Source organism: Candidatus Acididesulfobacter guangdongensis (genome assembly GCA_004195045.1).
GTDB lineage: Bacteria > SZUA-79 > SZUA-79 > Acidulodesulfobacterales > Acidulodesulfobacteraceae > Acididesulfobacter > Acididesulfobacter guangdongensis.
Window position 1 is genome coordinate 163,807 of the sequence record SGBC01000004.1, and the last position, 15,349, is coordinate 179,155.

Sequence of the window (15,349 nt, forward strand, 5' to 3'; positions counted from 1 at the left end):
AATAAGGTAATCCAGGAGAACGCGCACAATCAGAATTAATACCGTTGCTTCCTTTCGGACCTGGCGGAGTTTTTAACCATCCTGCCGCATTTCTGGATTACCAGTAGAAAATATAGCATAATTTTTAATTTATTGAAAGTATTTTATTTATAAGATAAAATATATCGGTAATTAGAGAATATTTTAATTAGCTTAATTAGGCAATTAATGGCAGACCGTATTTATTTTATTAACTTTTTATTAACTTTATTTTTTTAATTAATGTAATTATTAATGTAATTTATTTATTAGTTATATTTTTTTCAAATCACTTAATTCTAATTTTATTTTACAACTAAACATTTATAATTAAAAAGGAGAAATTATTATGTGCGCAGGATATGAAGATTTAGACTTAACCGAGGAAACTAAAAATTTAGAAATGGCAAGGCAGTCTTTAATAGAGGAATTTCAGGCAATTAATTGGTATCAAGAAAGATTTGAGCTTACAGGCGATGATGAATTGAAAAAGATTTTGGCGCACAACAGAGACGAAGAAAAAGAACATGCAGCCATGTTAATGGAGTATATTAAAAAGCATGATGCCGTTCAGGCTGACAAATTTTTACATCATGATTAATATTGATAACATTTGCCGTTGTTAATATATTACTATTATTTTACGATTAGTATTGACAATATTCATCATTTGTTAATATACCTTAATCCTGCAATAGAAAATATTTATGCATTTCTTTGTTCGGTTAAGCAAAAGATAACTTTCTATTGCAGGATTAAAGATATATATTGCCATTATGTTCTTTTCTTATTATCTTAATTAGCGGTAAAGTTATATTAAATATTATCCGTCAAACTCTATAAAATGTTGTATAATATTAAATTATGAAAACAAAATTAGAGAATGAAGGTATTATTTCTTCAAAAAAGATTATAATAGGCATAAATTTAAATTTTGAAAGTTCGTACGTGCTCACTTCCGCTGTTTCTTTGTTTAGAGAAAGCGCCGCTCATTTTTATATCATGCATATAATTCCCGTTAATACGGCGGGCGCTTTTTCTTTTATTAATTCTAAAGAGAGACAGATAGAATCTGACAAGAAAAATGTTGTTAATAATATTGAAAATATAATAAAAGAAAGCGGTTTATATTTTTTAAATTATGAAATTATAGTGTCCAGAGGAATACCTCATATTGAAATTATAAATTTTTCAAAAAAAAATGCCGTTGATTTGATTGTTATAGGCACTCATCAAAAAATCGGTTTTAAAGAACTTGCTTTCGGTTCTGTATCATTTTCAATATCAAAAAATTCAATATGTCCGGTCATGCTTATCCCGCTTAAAAATGCCGTAAAATTATCCCAGAAAGAGTTAGCCGAAGAAGCTGTGCCTGCAGTCAATATTATGCCTAACAGCCAGTTAATAAGCAAAAAAAACTGATTTAATTAATTAATTAAATAAATAATTAAATAATTAAATAATTAAATAATAAATAAAACAATTAGTTAAATTAAGTATATCTATTTTGGAAATATTATAAAACTTTATGATAATAGTTCATGATTTTAAGATTGAAATGTCGAGATTAAATAAATATGGTAAGACTTGCACAGATAATAAAAATAAAGTTTATAATAATAACGGCAGCGGCAATGATACCGCCAATGGATTGGAATTAGAAGAAGATATTATTCGTACGGCTATTATAAAGAGGCTCTCTGAATATAACGCAAGTTTTATTAATGATTATTCAGATGCATTTAAGATAATAATAATTAAAAAGTCGTTAGATTTAAGGCAGAAAATTAGTAAATCTGTATTTTTATTTGCATTAGAAATTATAGAAAGTAAACCGGATGCGAAAGAATTAAGCATAAAAGGTAAAAAGATTGGCAGTATAGAGGATTATATACTTGATTTGTTATTTAAATCGGGGATTAAAGCAAGAATTGCATCTGAAAAGGAAAAAGAAATATATTATCTGAATTGCTTAACGCTGCATGAGAAGAAAGACGATAATAAATTTAACGCAACAAATTTATCCAATGAGCCTGCGCTTGACTCTGCACTGCCCACAGACGACATGTCATTATTGGAATCAGAAGCGGAATATAAACGTAAACATCAACATAAATCTGCATTTGATACATTAAAATTAAATGCCGATAATCACAATATATATAACATATCGGAAACGGAAGACGATAAAACAGATATAAAACCTTCTTCAAATAAGAATTTATATAAAATAAATCAAAGAAAACCGAATGTTGTTATTATAGGTATGGGTCCTGCAGGTATTTTTGCCGCAGTCGAATTATTAAAAAACGGCATAAAACCGGTTATTATAGAAAAAGGCAAAAAAGTTGAAGATAGACAAAAAGATGTAGAACAATTTTTTAATAGCGCACTGTTTAATCCGCAAAGCAATGTTGTTTCCGGCGAAGGAGGGGCGGGCACATTTTCTGACGGAAAACTTACTACAAGAAAAAAAGACTATTATGTAGGCTATTGTATGAATTTTCTGGTTCAGATGGGAGCGGATAAAAATATTTTAACTGCGAATAGACCGCATGTAGGAAGCGATATATTAATTGAAATACTTAAAAATATCAGAAAATATTTAATAAATAACGGAGCAGAATTGCGATTTGAAGAAGAATTGAAAGAGATTATTATTTCTGATAAAAACAATAGCGGAGGAAATAATATTGTTAATAAAAAATCATTGTATAAATTTCAAAATGAAAATGAAAATGAAAATCAATATGAATATGAATATACTAATCTAAAACTTGACGGCATTATAACAGATAAAGAAACCATAAATACCGATTATCTGATTTTAGCGGCAGGCGCAAATAATTTTAAACTTTACACAATGCTTTTTGATAAAGGTGTAAAAATGGAACAAAAGCCTTTTGCTATCGGGTTCAGAATAGAACATAAACGTGAATTTATAGATAGAATTTTGTTACGGGATAATCAAAAATTATCTGGCTTGTATTATAATTTAAGTTCAAAAAAATTCGGAGGATATTCTTTCTGTATGTGTCCGGGAGGCGTTGTTGTAGGTTCAAGTTCAGAAGAAGGACATCTTTGTATAAACGGGATGAGTTATTCCGGCAGAGATCTTGAAAATTCAAACAGCGCAATTGTTGCGACTGTTATGCCGGCAGATTTATCTAAGTTCTATAATTGCGGTTTACCTGACAATACGGCAGACAATATAAATGATAAAGATAATAGACAAAATAAAGAGAATAATGGGAACAAAGAGAATAAAAATAGCGGTTCTTTGGCTATGCTTAATTTTAGACGAGACTTGGAAAAAAAAGCATTTATCGCCGGCGGCGATTCATTTTCCGCTCCTTTTCAATATACGGCAGAATATATAGAGGATATTTCTAAGAATTATAATTATAAATATGAAAATTTTTTTAAAAATATTAAAACCTGCAGAACTGAATATAGTTCCGATATACCTGTTCCCTCCTATAGACCTGCCGTAACCAGCTATGAACTTTTTAAATTATTACCTGAATTTATAAATATCAAATTAGCAGGGACATTAACCGAATTTAATGAAAAATTTCACGGATTTATCGGTAATTCTGTTTTAACCGGAATTGAAGCCGGTACTTCTTCGCCAGTTCGTATTTTAAGAAATAAAGATTTTCAGTCGATAAATGTTGAAGGCATTTATCCTTGCGGGGAAGGTTCAGGGTATTCAGGAGGTATTATAACAAGTGCTATGGATGGGGTAAAATGCGCAATTTCAATAGTTGAAAAAATTACTAATAAATAAAAGAAGAAAAATTTTGTTTTGTTTTATTTTTCAAAATATAATATAATTATATATAAATTGATATATTCATATATAGAAATGTAATATTTAAAAGCAAAACAGTTATGTGATATGTAAAGTATATATAATATATTAAAAATGAAATAAAAAAGAATAAGATAATAATCAAATTAAATAATTTAAAAATTTTATGGAGATATTGTTATGAAAAAAGTTCTTATTATAGGCGGAGGTTTTGCCGGGGTTGAGGCAGCTATACAGCTTAAAAAATTTAATTTTGACGTAACTATGGTCAGCAACAGAGACTATATGTATATCTATCCTATTTCTATATGGATACCCACAGGCGGATTAAATTTTGAAGATGCTAAATTATCATTAAATAAATTAAGCGCCGTTCATAAGTTTAATTTTGTCATGGATGAAATTACAAAAATAGACCCTAAAAATAATAAAGTTATAGGGAAAAATGCTTCTTATAATTTTGATTATTTAGTTGTTGCCGTCGGAGCAGGAAAAGCTAAACCTAAAGGGATCGAAAATACATATTCAATTTGCGGGATTCCCGAAGAATCTCTCAAAATAAAACAGAAAATGGATGAATTAATTAAATCTAAAAAAGGGAAAATATCAATAGGCATAGGAGGAAATCCTAAAGACCCTTCCGCTATGAGAGGCGGCCCTGCTTTTGAACTCCTTTTTAATTTTGACAACCTATTAAGAAAAAAAGGAATTAGAGATAATTTTGAGTTAAATATTTTTGCTCCGATGGATACTCCGGGGAAAAGATTAGGTGACAAAGCTTATAATATGTTAAACGAATTTTATGAAAATCTTAAAATAAAAAAATATTTTGGAAAAAAGATAAAAGAATTTGTTAAAGACGGAATTATTTTTGAAGATGATTCTAAATTAAACAGCGACTTGACGGTTTTTGTGCCTGCAGGGAGCATTCATGAAATATTTTCATCATCGGAATTGCCGTTGACCGAAGCCGGTTTTATAAAAATTGACGATAATTTAAAAGCAGAAGGTTACGAAAATGTTTATGCTATTGGAGATTCTGCCAATCTAGCAGGGCCTGCGTTTAAAGCAAAGCAGGGGCATGTTGCAGAATTAATGGCTAAGATAGCTGCATATAATATAAATGAAAAAGAAACAGGCAGTAATAATTATAAAGGATATGAAGAACATGTCCATGTTCTCTGCGTTATGGATAACGGTAAAGGAGCGGCTTATGTTTATAGAGACGCTAAAAAAGAAAAAGTAATTATGCTGCCAGTAATAGGTCATATGCTTAAAAAATTCTGGGGATGGTATTATAAAAATTCAAAATTGAATAAAATTCCCAGATTTCCGGGTTTTTAACCTGAGCGCCTCTAATTTATCCCGTCCGTAAGGGCGGGTAATTTTCCATTTAGTTAGAAATTGAGTCGGAATTATCCAAATAAATTAAGCAAGAAGTTTTTAATTTGCCAATTAGTATTAAAATAAACAATATATTATTTGTTATTTATGATTTAATTGTAAAATAAATAATTGTTGCAATAAATCTTAAATTTTTTTATAATATATAAAAAAAATATTTGATTTTTATTATTATTTTAATCTGATTATTCTTTTATATTATTTATTGCTTTTTATATATATTTGTCGTATTTTTTATTTTTTTGCTTGTTTTTATAGACATAATAATAGAAAAAAATTAATTTTAACTATTATTTTTATTATTTTCAATTATTTTAACGGTTATTTTATTTTAATTTAATTTAATAAATAATAAATTAGATCTCTGTATTATTTTTCTAATCAGCTAAGATTGCTATTTCTATCTGCTATTAAATTGAAGGCAAAAAGCTTCATTTAAAAATATTTTATAATATATTTCTATTTTGAAAAATTATTTAAATAAATATTAAGGTGAGAGTGTTATGAAAATATTATCAACAAGTTCTTATCAAAATTTAGTTTCGCAAATTGATGAACTTAGAAAAAAAAATGAAGCATTAAGTCAAGATTTATCTAATAAAGAGAGTGAAACAAATTCATTAAGAGACAATTCCAAAAATCAAATTAACGAATTAACTTCAAAAATAAAAAAATTAGAATCGGATATGGTTTCTAAAGATAATCTCTTAAATTCATGCGCATCTGATTCAGATGAACTGGCAAAAATAAAAGAAACTATGCATAATATTTTAAAATCATGTCAGGATGGAACCGGTCATACGAAAAATTATATAGAGTCGTTATCGGAAGTATATTCAAGCTCATTTGCAACGCTTCAAAAAACATATCAGGATTCGGTTGAACTATATAAATTAACTTTATTTACCGATGAAATATTAAACGTTATAGTTTCGATAACCGACCAGATTAATTTATTGGCTTTAAACGCAGCCATTGAAGCGGCAAGGGCAGGAGAGGCGGGAAGAGGTTTTGCAGTTGTTGCGGACGAAGTCAGAAAACTTTCCGAGAAATCTTCCAGTTCTACTAAAGAAATTTCAAATGTTCTATTCGGTATAAGAAAAGTCAGCGCCAAACTCAATAATACGCTGCGTATTGATGATAAGCTTAATGAAACGTTAATGAAAACTATTAAAAATATAGAAGAGGAACTGAAGAAGATTTGTCAAAAAAATTAAATTAAAAAAATAACTTAAAACTATTTATATAACATTTGAATAAGTTACAAAACTTTTGTAATGTCATATAGGATCGTATAGGATAATATATGATCATATATGATATAGATATATAAAATAACATACACAATAGCATATATATAATAACATATATAGTGCTAATATCCAAAATTGCCGATAGAAATTTTAAAAGCAAATAAAACATGGAAACGACAACGGAAGGCAATAAAAAAATGATATTAATTTTACATTATAATATTAAGAATTATAATACTGATTATAATTTAGGAGATTTCTGATGATCACTGAAACATTATACGAAGATGATAATCACAGGTTTTTATATTTTGGCAAAGATACTGACAGACCGGAATATATAATTGATACAAATCAATATTTAATCGTTCATGATAAAGTCGGATGCGTGCTGGATCCGGGCGGAATAGAGATGTTTTCCGCCGTTTCTTCCTCTTTAGCCGGCGAAATAAGAATGTCAGATGTTAAATATTTTTTTTGTTCTCATCAGGACCCCGACGTTAATTCATCGTTAGCTTTATGGGTTTCTATTACTGAAGCCAAAGTAATTATTGACAGGATATGGTCGACATTTATAACGCATTACGGTGTTCAGCCGAGCAATATGATAATGATCGAGGATAACGGCATGAAATTTAACATGACCAAAGATTATTCTTTTGAAATTATTCCGGCCCATTATCTTCATTCCCCAGGTCATTTAAATCTTTACGATCCTATTTCAAAAATTTTATTTACGGGAGATATCGGCGCAGGATTAATGCCTAAGGAAGATTTAAAAACAAAAAAAGGCAGAAATATTTTCGTTAACAATTTTAACGACCATATAAAATATATGGAGTGGTTTCATCAAAGATTTATGGGTTCAATGGAAGCAAAAAAGGCATGGATAGAAAGGGTGTCAAAATTAGATATCGAGACTATCGCTCCTCAGCATGGTTTAATTTTTAAAGGCAAAGATATGGTTAATAATTTTTTAAACTGGTTCGACTCATTGAAAGTAGGTCTTTATTCCAAGTAAAGTTAATGCGTCGGCATTTTATTATAATGTAATAATAATGTAATATACACCATATTGATTTATTTATAGAATTATATAAAAGCGTATAGAATTATATAAAATTGATTATATAAAAGTATATAAATAGCGAAAGCTGAACGGAAAGCGTTGATTCTCAATTATGACAGAATATTTATCCGACATAAATGAACTTCAATCGGCGGTAGAAGCTATAATTTTTACGTCAGGAGAGCCGGTTCCCTATTCTAAGCTTTTTGAAATTTTAATAACAAAACAATTTGCCGAGCAGCAAGATCCTTTAATAATTAAAAAAAAGATTAAAGAGGCGGTAGGTTTTATTAAAATTGAATTTAACGAAAAAAGAAGTCACGGAATATATCTGTCTGAAAACGGCGGATATCTGAGTTTTAAAACTAAAGCAGAACATTATATGGTTATTTCTGATTTTTTGGCTGTAAAACTTCAAAAATTCACAAAAGTTCAGCTGGAAACTTTAGCCGTAATTGCATACAAACAGCCTGTTATACGAAGTGAAATAGAACAGATAAGAGGCGTTGATTCAAGCAATGTTATCAGATTTCTGCTGGATAAAAATCTAATAAGGATTGCAGGAAAAAAAGATGTAATAGGAAAACCGCTGATGTATAAAACGACTAACTTTTTTTTAGAGATGTTTAATCTTAAAAGTTTGGACGAACTTCCCGCCGAGACAGATATGAACGATTTGTTTGCGTTAACGAATAATCAAATAAGCTAAAAAATTACCGCTTAAAAAAAATTTGTGATATAATATTGCAATAGAATGTTTATTGTATAGAATAAAGATAAATAAATTTTATAACTTTATTAAATTTATAAATATTTTTATATAAGGCGGTGGTTTTAGAGATGAATTATTTTAAAACTTTTATTTTAATGCTTTTATTGACCGTTCTCCTAATTGTTGCCGGCGGACTTCTCGGTGGCGAGGCTGGGATGATTATAGCTCTTATCTTTGCGGCGGTTATGAATATGGGCACATATTGGTTCAGCGATAAAATGGTATTATCCATGTATCATGCTACTCCGGTTACTGAAAGCGAGCAGCCCGAATTATACTCAATTGTAAGAAATTTATCGCAAAAAGGAAATCTGCCTATGCCAAAGGTCTATATTGTGGAGGAAGATACTCCAAATGCTTTTGCAACCGGAAGAAATCCTAAACATGCGGCGGTTTGCGTTACTTCTGGTATCATGAAAATTTTAAACAGAGATGAATTATCCGGAGTTTTAGGGCATGAACTAACGCACGTGAAAAATAGAGATATATTGATAGGTTCAGTTGCAGCAACTGTCGCTGGAGCAATAAGTATGCTGGCTATGATGGCTGAGTGGGGAGCAATGTTTTCAGGATTCGGCGGCAGAGGGGAAGATAAAGACGATAATTTTATAGCATTAATAGCTATGGCAATTATAGCTCCTTTAGTCGCAGGTTTAATTCAATTGGCAATCTCAAGGCAAAGAGAGTATGCTGCCGATAAGGGAGGAGCTAATTTAAGCGGAAACCCGCTTTCTCTTGCCAGCGCGCTAAATAAACTTGAGGCAGGGAATAATGCGGAACCCATGCCTGACAGCAAAATGGCGAATATTACGGCTCATATGTTTATTGTTAATCCGCTGAGAGGAGGAGGTTTTAAGAAACTTTTCAGCACTCATCCTGCGACTGAAGATAGAATCGCGAGGCTTAAAGAAATGGCAAAAGGTTTATAATAGCCTACCGCCTCTTTAAAAAATTTTCAGAAAAATGACTTATCTTATTGCTTGATTATTATTAATAATATGTTATTATATTTTACATTGGCAAAAATTATTTAGACAGATTGATTGGTTTGTTTGTTAGTTATTTTTGTCGCTATTAACTAAAAGAGGTTATTTTGAAACAGATTGCGCCGTCTATTCTTTCGGGTAATTTACTGAATTTATCAAGAGAAATAGAATTAATAGAAGAAGCAGGGGCTGATTTAATCCATATAGATATAATGGATGGTATTTTTGTGCCTAACATTACTGCAGGGTGGAATTTTGTTGAAGCTATAAATGAAAAAACTGCTCTGCCTTTGGACGTTCATCTAATGGTTGACAGGCCTGAAAGGTATATCGAGGATTTTATTAAAGCAGGAGCGGATATACTTACGATTCACCAGGAGGCTTGCATACACTTAAACAGAACAGTTGAACGGATAAGAGAATTAGAGGCAAGTCCGGGTGTTGCAATTAATCCTTCTACTCCTGTTGCAGTATTAGAAAATATTCTTGATTATGTAGACATGGTTTTAATAATGTCTGTTAATCCGGGTTTTAGCGGACAGGAATTTATTTATGCGTCTTTATTTAAAGCTGAAAAATTATTCAGAATGATAAATGAAATTGAACTTGAAACCATTATCGAGATAGACGGAGGAATTAAAGTTTCTAATATTGCAGAAGCTTCCAATTCTGGATGTGATATATTTGTGAGCGGGTCTGGTATATTTGGTACAGAAAATTATTCTGAAACAATAAATGAAATGAAAAGAAGAGTGTGACGCATATCAGATTAAATTACAGTTGTTCACGTATTTTTATTTTTCAAGATATAATATATAATAAACAATTAACCTTTAAAAAATTTGTTGCTCCAATTATATTTTAAATTATTTAATCTTTTACCGACATTTACATTATCATAAATACTAACATTAATGTTAGTATTAAAAGTTTTATCTATCCTGTGAATCAATTTTATTTATTAGATTGATTATATTAATTTGTTTAAGTCGTTCTCTTACCATATTTCGGGACGTGGCGCAGTCCGGTAGCGTACCTGCTTCGGGAGCAGGGGGTCGTGGGTTCAAATCCCGCCGTCCCGACCAGTAAAATAAGTGCTTTGCGGTAGTTTTAAAAAACGGTTTAAAATTGATTGTGCCCTTAATTGTCGGAGTAGGAAAAACAACTACCGCCGTAAATTTAGCCAAATCGCTTACCTTGCCTATTTTTCCGGTTACAGCTTTAATATGCGGATGCTACCCGTTCCAGCATGGAAATCTTAATATCTTCGGCATGGTTTTCTATTCTTGAAATAGCGGTTTTTTTGGTTTTAAGCTTAGCGGCAAGTTCTTCCTGAGTTAAACCGGCAGACTCCCTCATCTGGCGAATCATAGCTCCGATTTTAAACTGTTCGTAGCCTCCATCAAATCCTTCGCGGAAAGATATGTCCGTTTTTTTTCATATTTTCTGTGTATTTTTTCAAATCACTCATTTTTACCATAACATTTTTTTTTGCGACGATTTTGTAACAAAAATTCAATAAATTTTATACAAAATATATATTATTTATGATTTATTGTCAAGGTCTAAAACAGCTTATGTACTGCGTCTTTAACTGGTGCCCCGACCGGAACTAACCGATGGCCAAAGGTTTAGAAAACCTGTTATTGCGGATTACGACTTATTGATATTGTTAAATTATTATCATTGTTAAAAATGCTATATGACAATTTTGAGACAAAAGGTTTAAATCCGGACTTATTCGTTTGCTGCTTTATCTCTATATATTCTTTCTTCTCTGAATCCCATATGAACGAGTATATCGTATAGTCTGTCCATTCTATCGGACAGTCTGTCTATTCTGGCGGATAATTTATTATCCACTTCTGTAATTTTATCGGAAAGATTTTTATTTAAACTAATCTTTCTGTCCGTATGGACATAAACCCCGATGACAAATCCAAGCGTAATTAAAAGTATGCCTAAATTTATATAACCTATCATAATACCCCCTAAATTAAATTAATTCTTTATTAAATTATACCGCCGTTCTTTAAAATAATAAAGGATTTTTTCTTCATTTCTGATTATTCAAATAAAATCTCTGCGCATTTTTATTTGTTTATTTTGAAAAAATAAACGCTAATAAATAATTAATGGATAAATAAGGATAAATAAATCTAACTTTTTATTTTTATTACTTTTTTTATTGAATTTTTCTTGATTTTCTCTGGGGGAGGGATATAATTTACAATAGTTAATATTTAATACTAATAAAATTATGGGAACAAAATTATAGGGACGGATTTATTATTCCTTTTTACCGGTTGGTAAATTGCCAATAAAAAATCCCCACATATATTGGGGAAATTTATTTTGCAAAATTGGGGATTTTTTGATTGCAAAATACACCTAAAGAGGGCGTAAAGTTCTACGTCTGCTACAACGCGATGATTCTAACAACCTCGTGAGAAAGACTATTATAAAAGGCGTGACCCCCGTTCTCATGGGACTTTTAAAGGTTTACGAACTGAGGAAGGAAGGGTATGTGTATGTTACCAATCCGTAAAATTAATGCGGCGAGATAGGCTCATTATACCTGAAATCTTAATATCATGTATATTTTGCATCCAACTGAACACGGTTTACGTTTTTAATTAGACACCCATTACGGAAATTACCGGACACCCTTTTCTCAATTAATTTGATAGTTATTAAATCTTTAGTAAGCTTATTAGTAGCTTCGGCAATAAGCTTATCTATATCTTCATCGGATATAGTTACTAACCTGTACAATTCGTTGAGTTTCTTAATTTTAAAAGCGGGGTTCTTTTCTATTAAACCTTTTTCAATACAAAAATAAAAAAAATTGTATAATGTAGATGTTTCAATATTTGCGGTCATAAACGATATTTCAGATTCCCTTTCGCCGATATTTTTCGGCATTGATAATATTTCTAATTTTCTTTTTAATTGATAATCTTTAATATTGGATTGGGTAATAGCTTGAATATTCTTAGTTTTAAAAATAGGCAAGAAATGTTTTGACGAAGTAATTCTAACTTCAATTGTTTTTTGACTAACTGCTTGAGATTTAATATATTGCTCCCATGCGGATAAAAATGTATAATTAGAATTAATTGGCATGCTAAATTTTTTTCTAATTAAATCAGTTTCAATGGTATTTGCGATTTGCTGGGCGAGTTTTTTATCATGGGTTTTTGTCGTACCTTGATATTGCCTGCCTTCTAATCGCACTTGATGCCAATAAATATTGCCTCTTTTGTATATAGTTGCCATAATTTTTGATTTAAAAATAAATTTTATGGTTGATTTAAAAAACGAACTGGGCTATCAAAAAATAGATGCCGTAATTAAAAGTTTGCGTTCTGATGAAAATCTACCTATTTACGAAATAGCATAAGTTATACTATAAATTTTCATGAACGAAAAACACGAACACGAAAAAAGAACACGAACATAACATATACGCCATGGCTTACCGTGAATGGGACTATATGGATATCCTTAATTTCGACGGATTGGAAACGAGATAGAGATAGGACGAAAATTCATATCATAACGGAAATAATATAACTGTTTTTTTACTGATAATTTTAAATCTTTATGAATCTGTTTGACAATAGCGGCAATAATGACGGAAGCGATAACAATGTCGCTGCAAATAAATTTAAAAATAACATTCTCCAACCCCTTGCAGAAAGGCTGCGGCCTAAATCGTTATATGAGTTCTTTGGGCAAAATCATATTCTTGGCGAAGGCAAACCTTTAAAAAATATGCTTGATGCGGGATTTATACGTTCTATGATATTCTGGGGTCCTCCGGGAAGCGGAAAGACCACGCTTGCCACCATAATTGCCGGTATATCCGGTTATGAGTTTTATAAAATTTCTGCAGTCTCAAGCGGCGTAAAAGAATTAAGAGAAATTATCGACAAGGCAAATACTAATTTTAAATACTACGGCAAGCCTATACTTATCTTTATTGATGAAATTCATCGATTCAATAAATCACAGCAAGACATACTGCTTCATTCAATTGAAGAAGGAAGTCTTATCTTAATCGGAGCTACTACAGAAAACCCTTCATTCGAAATAAATTCGCCTATTTTATCAAGAGTAACCGTATTTACTTTACATCCCCTATTTAAAGAAGATTTAAACCTGATTATAGACAGAGCGCTTGCCTCCGATGAAACTGTTAAAAAAAAGAAAATTAACTTAAAAGAAGACGGCAGGGAAGCTCTCATAAGATATTCCGGCAGCGATGCAAGAATAATGCTGAACGCTCTTGAAACGGCCGTAAATACTTCTGAAACAGCCATAAATACTGCTAAACCATATACTGATAACGTCAATGACGACACTATCATACTTGACGCAACGAAAATAGAAGAGGCTTATTTAAGAACATCAAAATATGATAAAACAGGTGAAGAGCATTATAATACTATCTCCGCTTTTATAAAAAGTTTAAGAGGCAGCGATCCGGACGGAGCTGTTTTCTGGCTTGCTAAAATGCTTGATTCAGGAGAAGATGCTAAATTTATTGCAAGAAGAATGGTTGTTTTGGCATCTGAAGATGTCGGCAACGCAGAACCTGATGCATTAAATTTGGCGGTTAGCTGCTTTAACGCTGTAAATGTAATAGGCATGCCGGAGGCGAGAATTCTTTTGTCGCAGGCGGCAACATACCTTGCAAGCTGTCCTAAATCAAACGCAAGCTATCTTGCTATAGAATCGGCGTTAAATGATGTGAAAAAATTCCCCGGAATAACAGTTCCGCTTCACTTGAGGAATGCGCCTACAAAACTTATGAAAGAGCTTAATTATCATGAAGGATACAGATACGACCACAATTATGAAAATCATTTTGCGAAACAGAAATATCTTCCAGAAGAACTTTCAGATAGAATATACTACCGACCTGAAAATATCGGCAAGGAAAAAGAAATTAAAATACGTCTTAAAGCATTATGGGAAGAAAGCAAGAATTACCGAGAATAAAATTGATTATAGCCCAAATGTTAATAAGTGCCGTTTTGTCGGTCTGTCTGAATAGGCAATTCAATGCAGACGGAAAATAGATGAAAATAAATAAAGATACTATAAAGGTACTAGAAAAACAGATTAAGATACTATTTAAGTTCGACCGGAAAATAGAAGAATGCTATACACAATATTATTTCAAATATTAAACTATTCAGGCTTATTGGCTACACTATTAGCCGTCTGGTTCTTTTCGTCGCATAAATACAAAATAGGATTCCTAATATCCATATTAAGCTGCATTCTCTGGATAGCTATCGCTTATATCGATAACGTATGGAGTTTGTTAATTCTTAATGCGATATTGCTGATATTGGATATAAGAGGATATTTTAAAAAAGATATTCAGAAAATAACGCAGAAAATATAAAAATAAAATTGCGATTAATACTTTAAGATAGCCGCAATCCTTGCTTCTTCAAGATATATCACCAAAGAAACCAAAGTATTGATATGTATTTTTATTATTTCGCTCCAAATTGATCGCACGCATCAATTACGTATCTTATAAATGCGACACTCGGTCCTCCGCCCATGAGAGCCGCCACAAATGCAGCCTCTATTATTTCCGGTCTTGACGCTTTATGTGAAATAGCGTTTTTTACATGAAAAGCGACACAGTACTCGCATTGCGATTTAACCGATAATGCAATAGATATTAATTCTTTAGTTTTTGCGTCTAATGCCCCGCTTTTTTCAGCTTGTTTAAAAAATCCCATAAAAGAATTTGTATATTCCGGATAATCTTTTCCAAGTTCGTTCATTAAATCAATAAATCTGTCATATGCCATGTTCATGTCTATTTTCATTTCTTTCGGTTCCATTTTTAACCTCCCTGTATTATTTTAATATTAAATACATTATATATAGTATATAATACTATATATAACAAATATATTATATATAATTATGCAGACGACTTTATTTATTAATTAAACCGATATAAATTTTTGCAGCTAAATATATAATATATATTATAACCTT

The 15,349-nt window shown here is 31.0% G+C and carries 14 protein-coding genes, 1 tRNA gene, 1 other RNA gene and 1 pseudogene; 12 read left to right on the plus strand and 5 right to left on the minus strand.

Annotated features, from left to right (window positions below; genetic code table 11):
- Positions 1–5: 5 nt before the first annotated feature.
- Positions 6–99, minus strand: an RNA gene (ffs, locus tag EVJ46_09330) — signal recognition particle sRNA small type.
- 268 nt (positions 100–367) lie between these two features.
- On the opposite strand from ffs, the gene EVJ46_09335 reads away from it, so the two are divergent.
- The 10 genes from EVJ46_09335 (at position 368) to EVJ46_09380 (ending at position 10,401) form a co-directional block, all read left to right on the plus strand.
- Complete coding sequence (locus tag EVJ46_09335) at positions 368–619, plus strand: ferritin (protein RZD15715.1); 252 nt, start codon at positions 368–370, stop codon at positions 617–619.
- Positions 620–882: 263 nt separating this feature from the next.
- On the plus strand, positions 883–1,440 hold the full coding sequence (locus EVJ46_09340) for a universal stress protein (protein ID RZD15716.1): 558 nt from the start codon (positions 883–885) through the stop codon (positions 1,438–1,440).
- Between the two features lie 106 nt (positions 1,441–1,546).
- Entirely contained in the window at positions 1,547–3,808 is a 2,262-nt protein-coding gene (locus tag EVJ46_09345) for a hypothetical protein (GenBank protein ID RZD15717.1), read from the plus strand.
- Between the two features lie 204 nt (positions 3,809–4,012).
- On the plus strand, positions 4,013–5,176 hold the full coding sequence (locus EVJ46_09350) for a sulfide:quinone reductase (GenBank protein ID RZD15718.1): 1,164 nt from the start codon (positions 4,013–4,015) through the stop codon (positions 5,174–5,176).
- Between the two features lie 563 nt (positions 5,177–5,739).
- Positions 5,740–6,453 (plus strand): methyl-accepting chemotaxis protein, encoded by a 714-nt coding sequence (locus tag EVJ46_09355; GenBank protein ID RZD15719.1) that lies wholly within the window; start codon positions 5,740–5,742, stop codon positions 6,451–6,453.
- A gap of 298 nt (positions 6,454–6,751) precedes the next feature.
- A complete protein-coding gene (locus EVJ46_09360; protein ID RZD15720.1) occupies positions 6,752–7,510 on the plus strand; it encodes an MBL fold metallo-hydrolase in 759 nt (252 codons plus the stop codon).
- A gap of 160 nt (positions 7,511–7,670) precedes the next feature.
- Positions 7,671–8,267, plus strand: coding sequence for an SMC-Scp complex subunit ScpB (scpB, locus tag EVJ46_09365; protein ID RZD15721.1), 597 nt, complete (start codon positions 7,671–7,673; stop codon positions 8,265–8,267).
- 131 nt (positions 8,268–8,398) lie between these two features.
- Entirely contained in the window at positions 8,399–9,259 is an 861-nt protein-coding gene (gene htpX, locus EVJ46_09370; protein ID RZD15722.1) for a zinc metalloprotease HtpX, read from the plus strand.
- A gap of 164 nt (positions 9,260–9,423) precedes the next feature.
- On the plus strand, positions 9,424–10,074 hold the full coding sequence (gene rpe / locus EVJ46_09375; protein RZD15723.1) for a ribulose-phosphate 3-epimerase: 651 nt from the start codon (positions 9,424–9,426) through the stop codon (positions 10,072–10,074).
- 250 nt (positions 10,075–10,324) lie between these two features.
- A tRNA-Pro gene (locus tag EVJ46_09380) sits at positions 10,325–10,401 on the plus strand.
- Positions 10,402–10,537: 136 nt separating this feature from the next.
- On the opposite strand, the pseudogene EVJ46_09385 reads toward EVJ46_09380, so the two are convergent.
- From EVJ46_09385 to EVJ46_09395, 3 genes and pseudogenes are all read right to left on the minus strand, one after another.
- A pseudogene (locus EVJ46_09385) lies at positions 10,538–10,787 on the minus strand (XRE family transcriptional regulator).
- A gap of 266 nt (positions 10,788–11,053) precedes the next feature.
- Positions 11,054–11,299 carry a hypothetical protein gene (locus EVJ46_09390; GenBank protein ID RZD15724.1) on the minus strand — a complete coding sequence of 82 codons (246 nt, stop codon included), beginning with the start codon at positions 11,297–11,299 and terminating at the stop codon, positions 11,054–11,056.
- Between the two features lie 609 nt (positions 11,300–11,908).
- Positions 11,909–12,595 (minus strand): hypothetical protein, encoded by a 687-nt coding sequence (locus EVJ46_09395; GenBank protein RZD15725.1) that lies wholly within the window; start codon positions 12,593–12,595, stop codon positions 11,909–11,911.
- Positions 12,596–12,922: 327 nt separating this feature from the next.
- On the opposite strand from EVJ46_09395, the gene EVJ46_09400 reads away from it, so the two are divergent.
- On the plus strand, positions 12,923–14,323 hold the full coding sequence (locus EVJ46_09400; GenBank protein ID RZD15726.1) for a replication-associated recombination protein A: 1,401 nt from the start codon (positions 12,923–12,925) through the stop codon (positions 14,321–14,323).
- 160 nt (positions 14,324–14,483) lie between these two features.
- Positions 14,484–14,735, plus strand: a complete 252-nt coding sequence (locus EVJ46_09405; GenBank protein ID RZD15727.1) for a hypothetical protein — start codon at positions 14,484–14,486, stop codon at positions 14,733–14,735.
- Between the two features lie 94 nt (positions 14,736–14,829).
- On the opposite strand, the gene EVJ46_09410 is transcribed toward EVJ46_09405, so the two are convergent.
- A complete protein-coding gene (locus EVJ46_09410) occupies positions 14,830–15,162 on the minus strand; it encodes a carboxymuconolactone decarboxylase family protein (GenBank protein ID RZD15825.1) in 333 nt (110 codons plus the stop codon).
- Between the last annotated feature and the right edge of the window lie 187 nt (positions 15,163–15,349).

Excerpts from the sequence above, each read along its gene's own strand:
- EVJ46_09335 (RZD15715.1), top strand. The coding sequence starts at position 368 with ATGTGCGCAGGATATGAAGATTTAGACTTAACCGAGGAAACTAAAAAT.
- EVJ46_09340 (RZD15716.1), top strand. The coding sequence starts at position 883 with ATGAAAACAAAATTAGAGAATGAAGGTATTATTTCTTCAAAAAAGATT.
- EVJ46_09345 (RZD15717.1), top strand. The coding sequence starts at position 1,547 with ATGATAATAGTTCATGATTTTAAGATTGAAATGTCGAGATTAAATAAA.
- EVJ46_09350 (RZD15718.1), top strand. The coding sequence starts at position 4,013 with ATGAAAAAAGTTCTTATTATAGGCGGAGGTTTTGCCGGGGTTGAGGCA.
- EVJ46_09355 (RZD15719.1), top strand. The coding sequence starts at position 5,740 with ATGAAAATATTATCAACAAGTTCTTATCAAAATTTAGTTTCGCAAATT.
- EVJ46_09360 (RZD15720.1), top strand. The coding sequence starts at position 6,752 with ATGATCACTGAAACATTATACGAAGATGATAATCACAGGTTTTTATAT.
- scpB (RZD15721.1), top strand. The coding sequence starts at position 7,671 with ATGACAGAATATTTATCCGACATAAATGAACTTCAATCGGCGGTAGAA.
- htpX (RZD15722.1), top strand. The coding sequence starts at position 8,399 with ATGAATTATTTTAAAACTTTTATTTTAATGCTTTTATTGACCGTTCTC.
- EVJ46_09390 (RZD15724.1), bottom strand. The coding sequence starts at position 11,299 with ATGATAGGTTATATAAATTTAGGCATACTTTTAATTACGCTTGGATTT.
- EVJ46_09395 (RZD15725.1), bottom strand. The coding sequence starts at position 12,595 with ATGGCAACTATATACAAAAGAGGCAATATTTATTGGCATCAAGTGCGA.
- EVJ46_09400 (RZD15726.1), top strand. The coding sequence starts at position 12,923 with ATGAATCTGTTTGACAATAGCGGCAATAATGACGGAAGCGATAACAAT.
- EVJ46_09405 (RZD15727.1), top strand. The coding sequence starts at position 14,484 with ATGCTATACACAATATTATTTCAAATATTAAACTATTCAGGCTTATTG.
- EVJ46_09410 (RZD15825.1), bottom strand. The coding sequence starts at position 15,162 with ATGAACATGGCATATGACAGATTTATTGATTTAATGAACGAACTTGGA.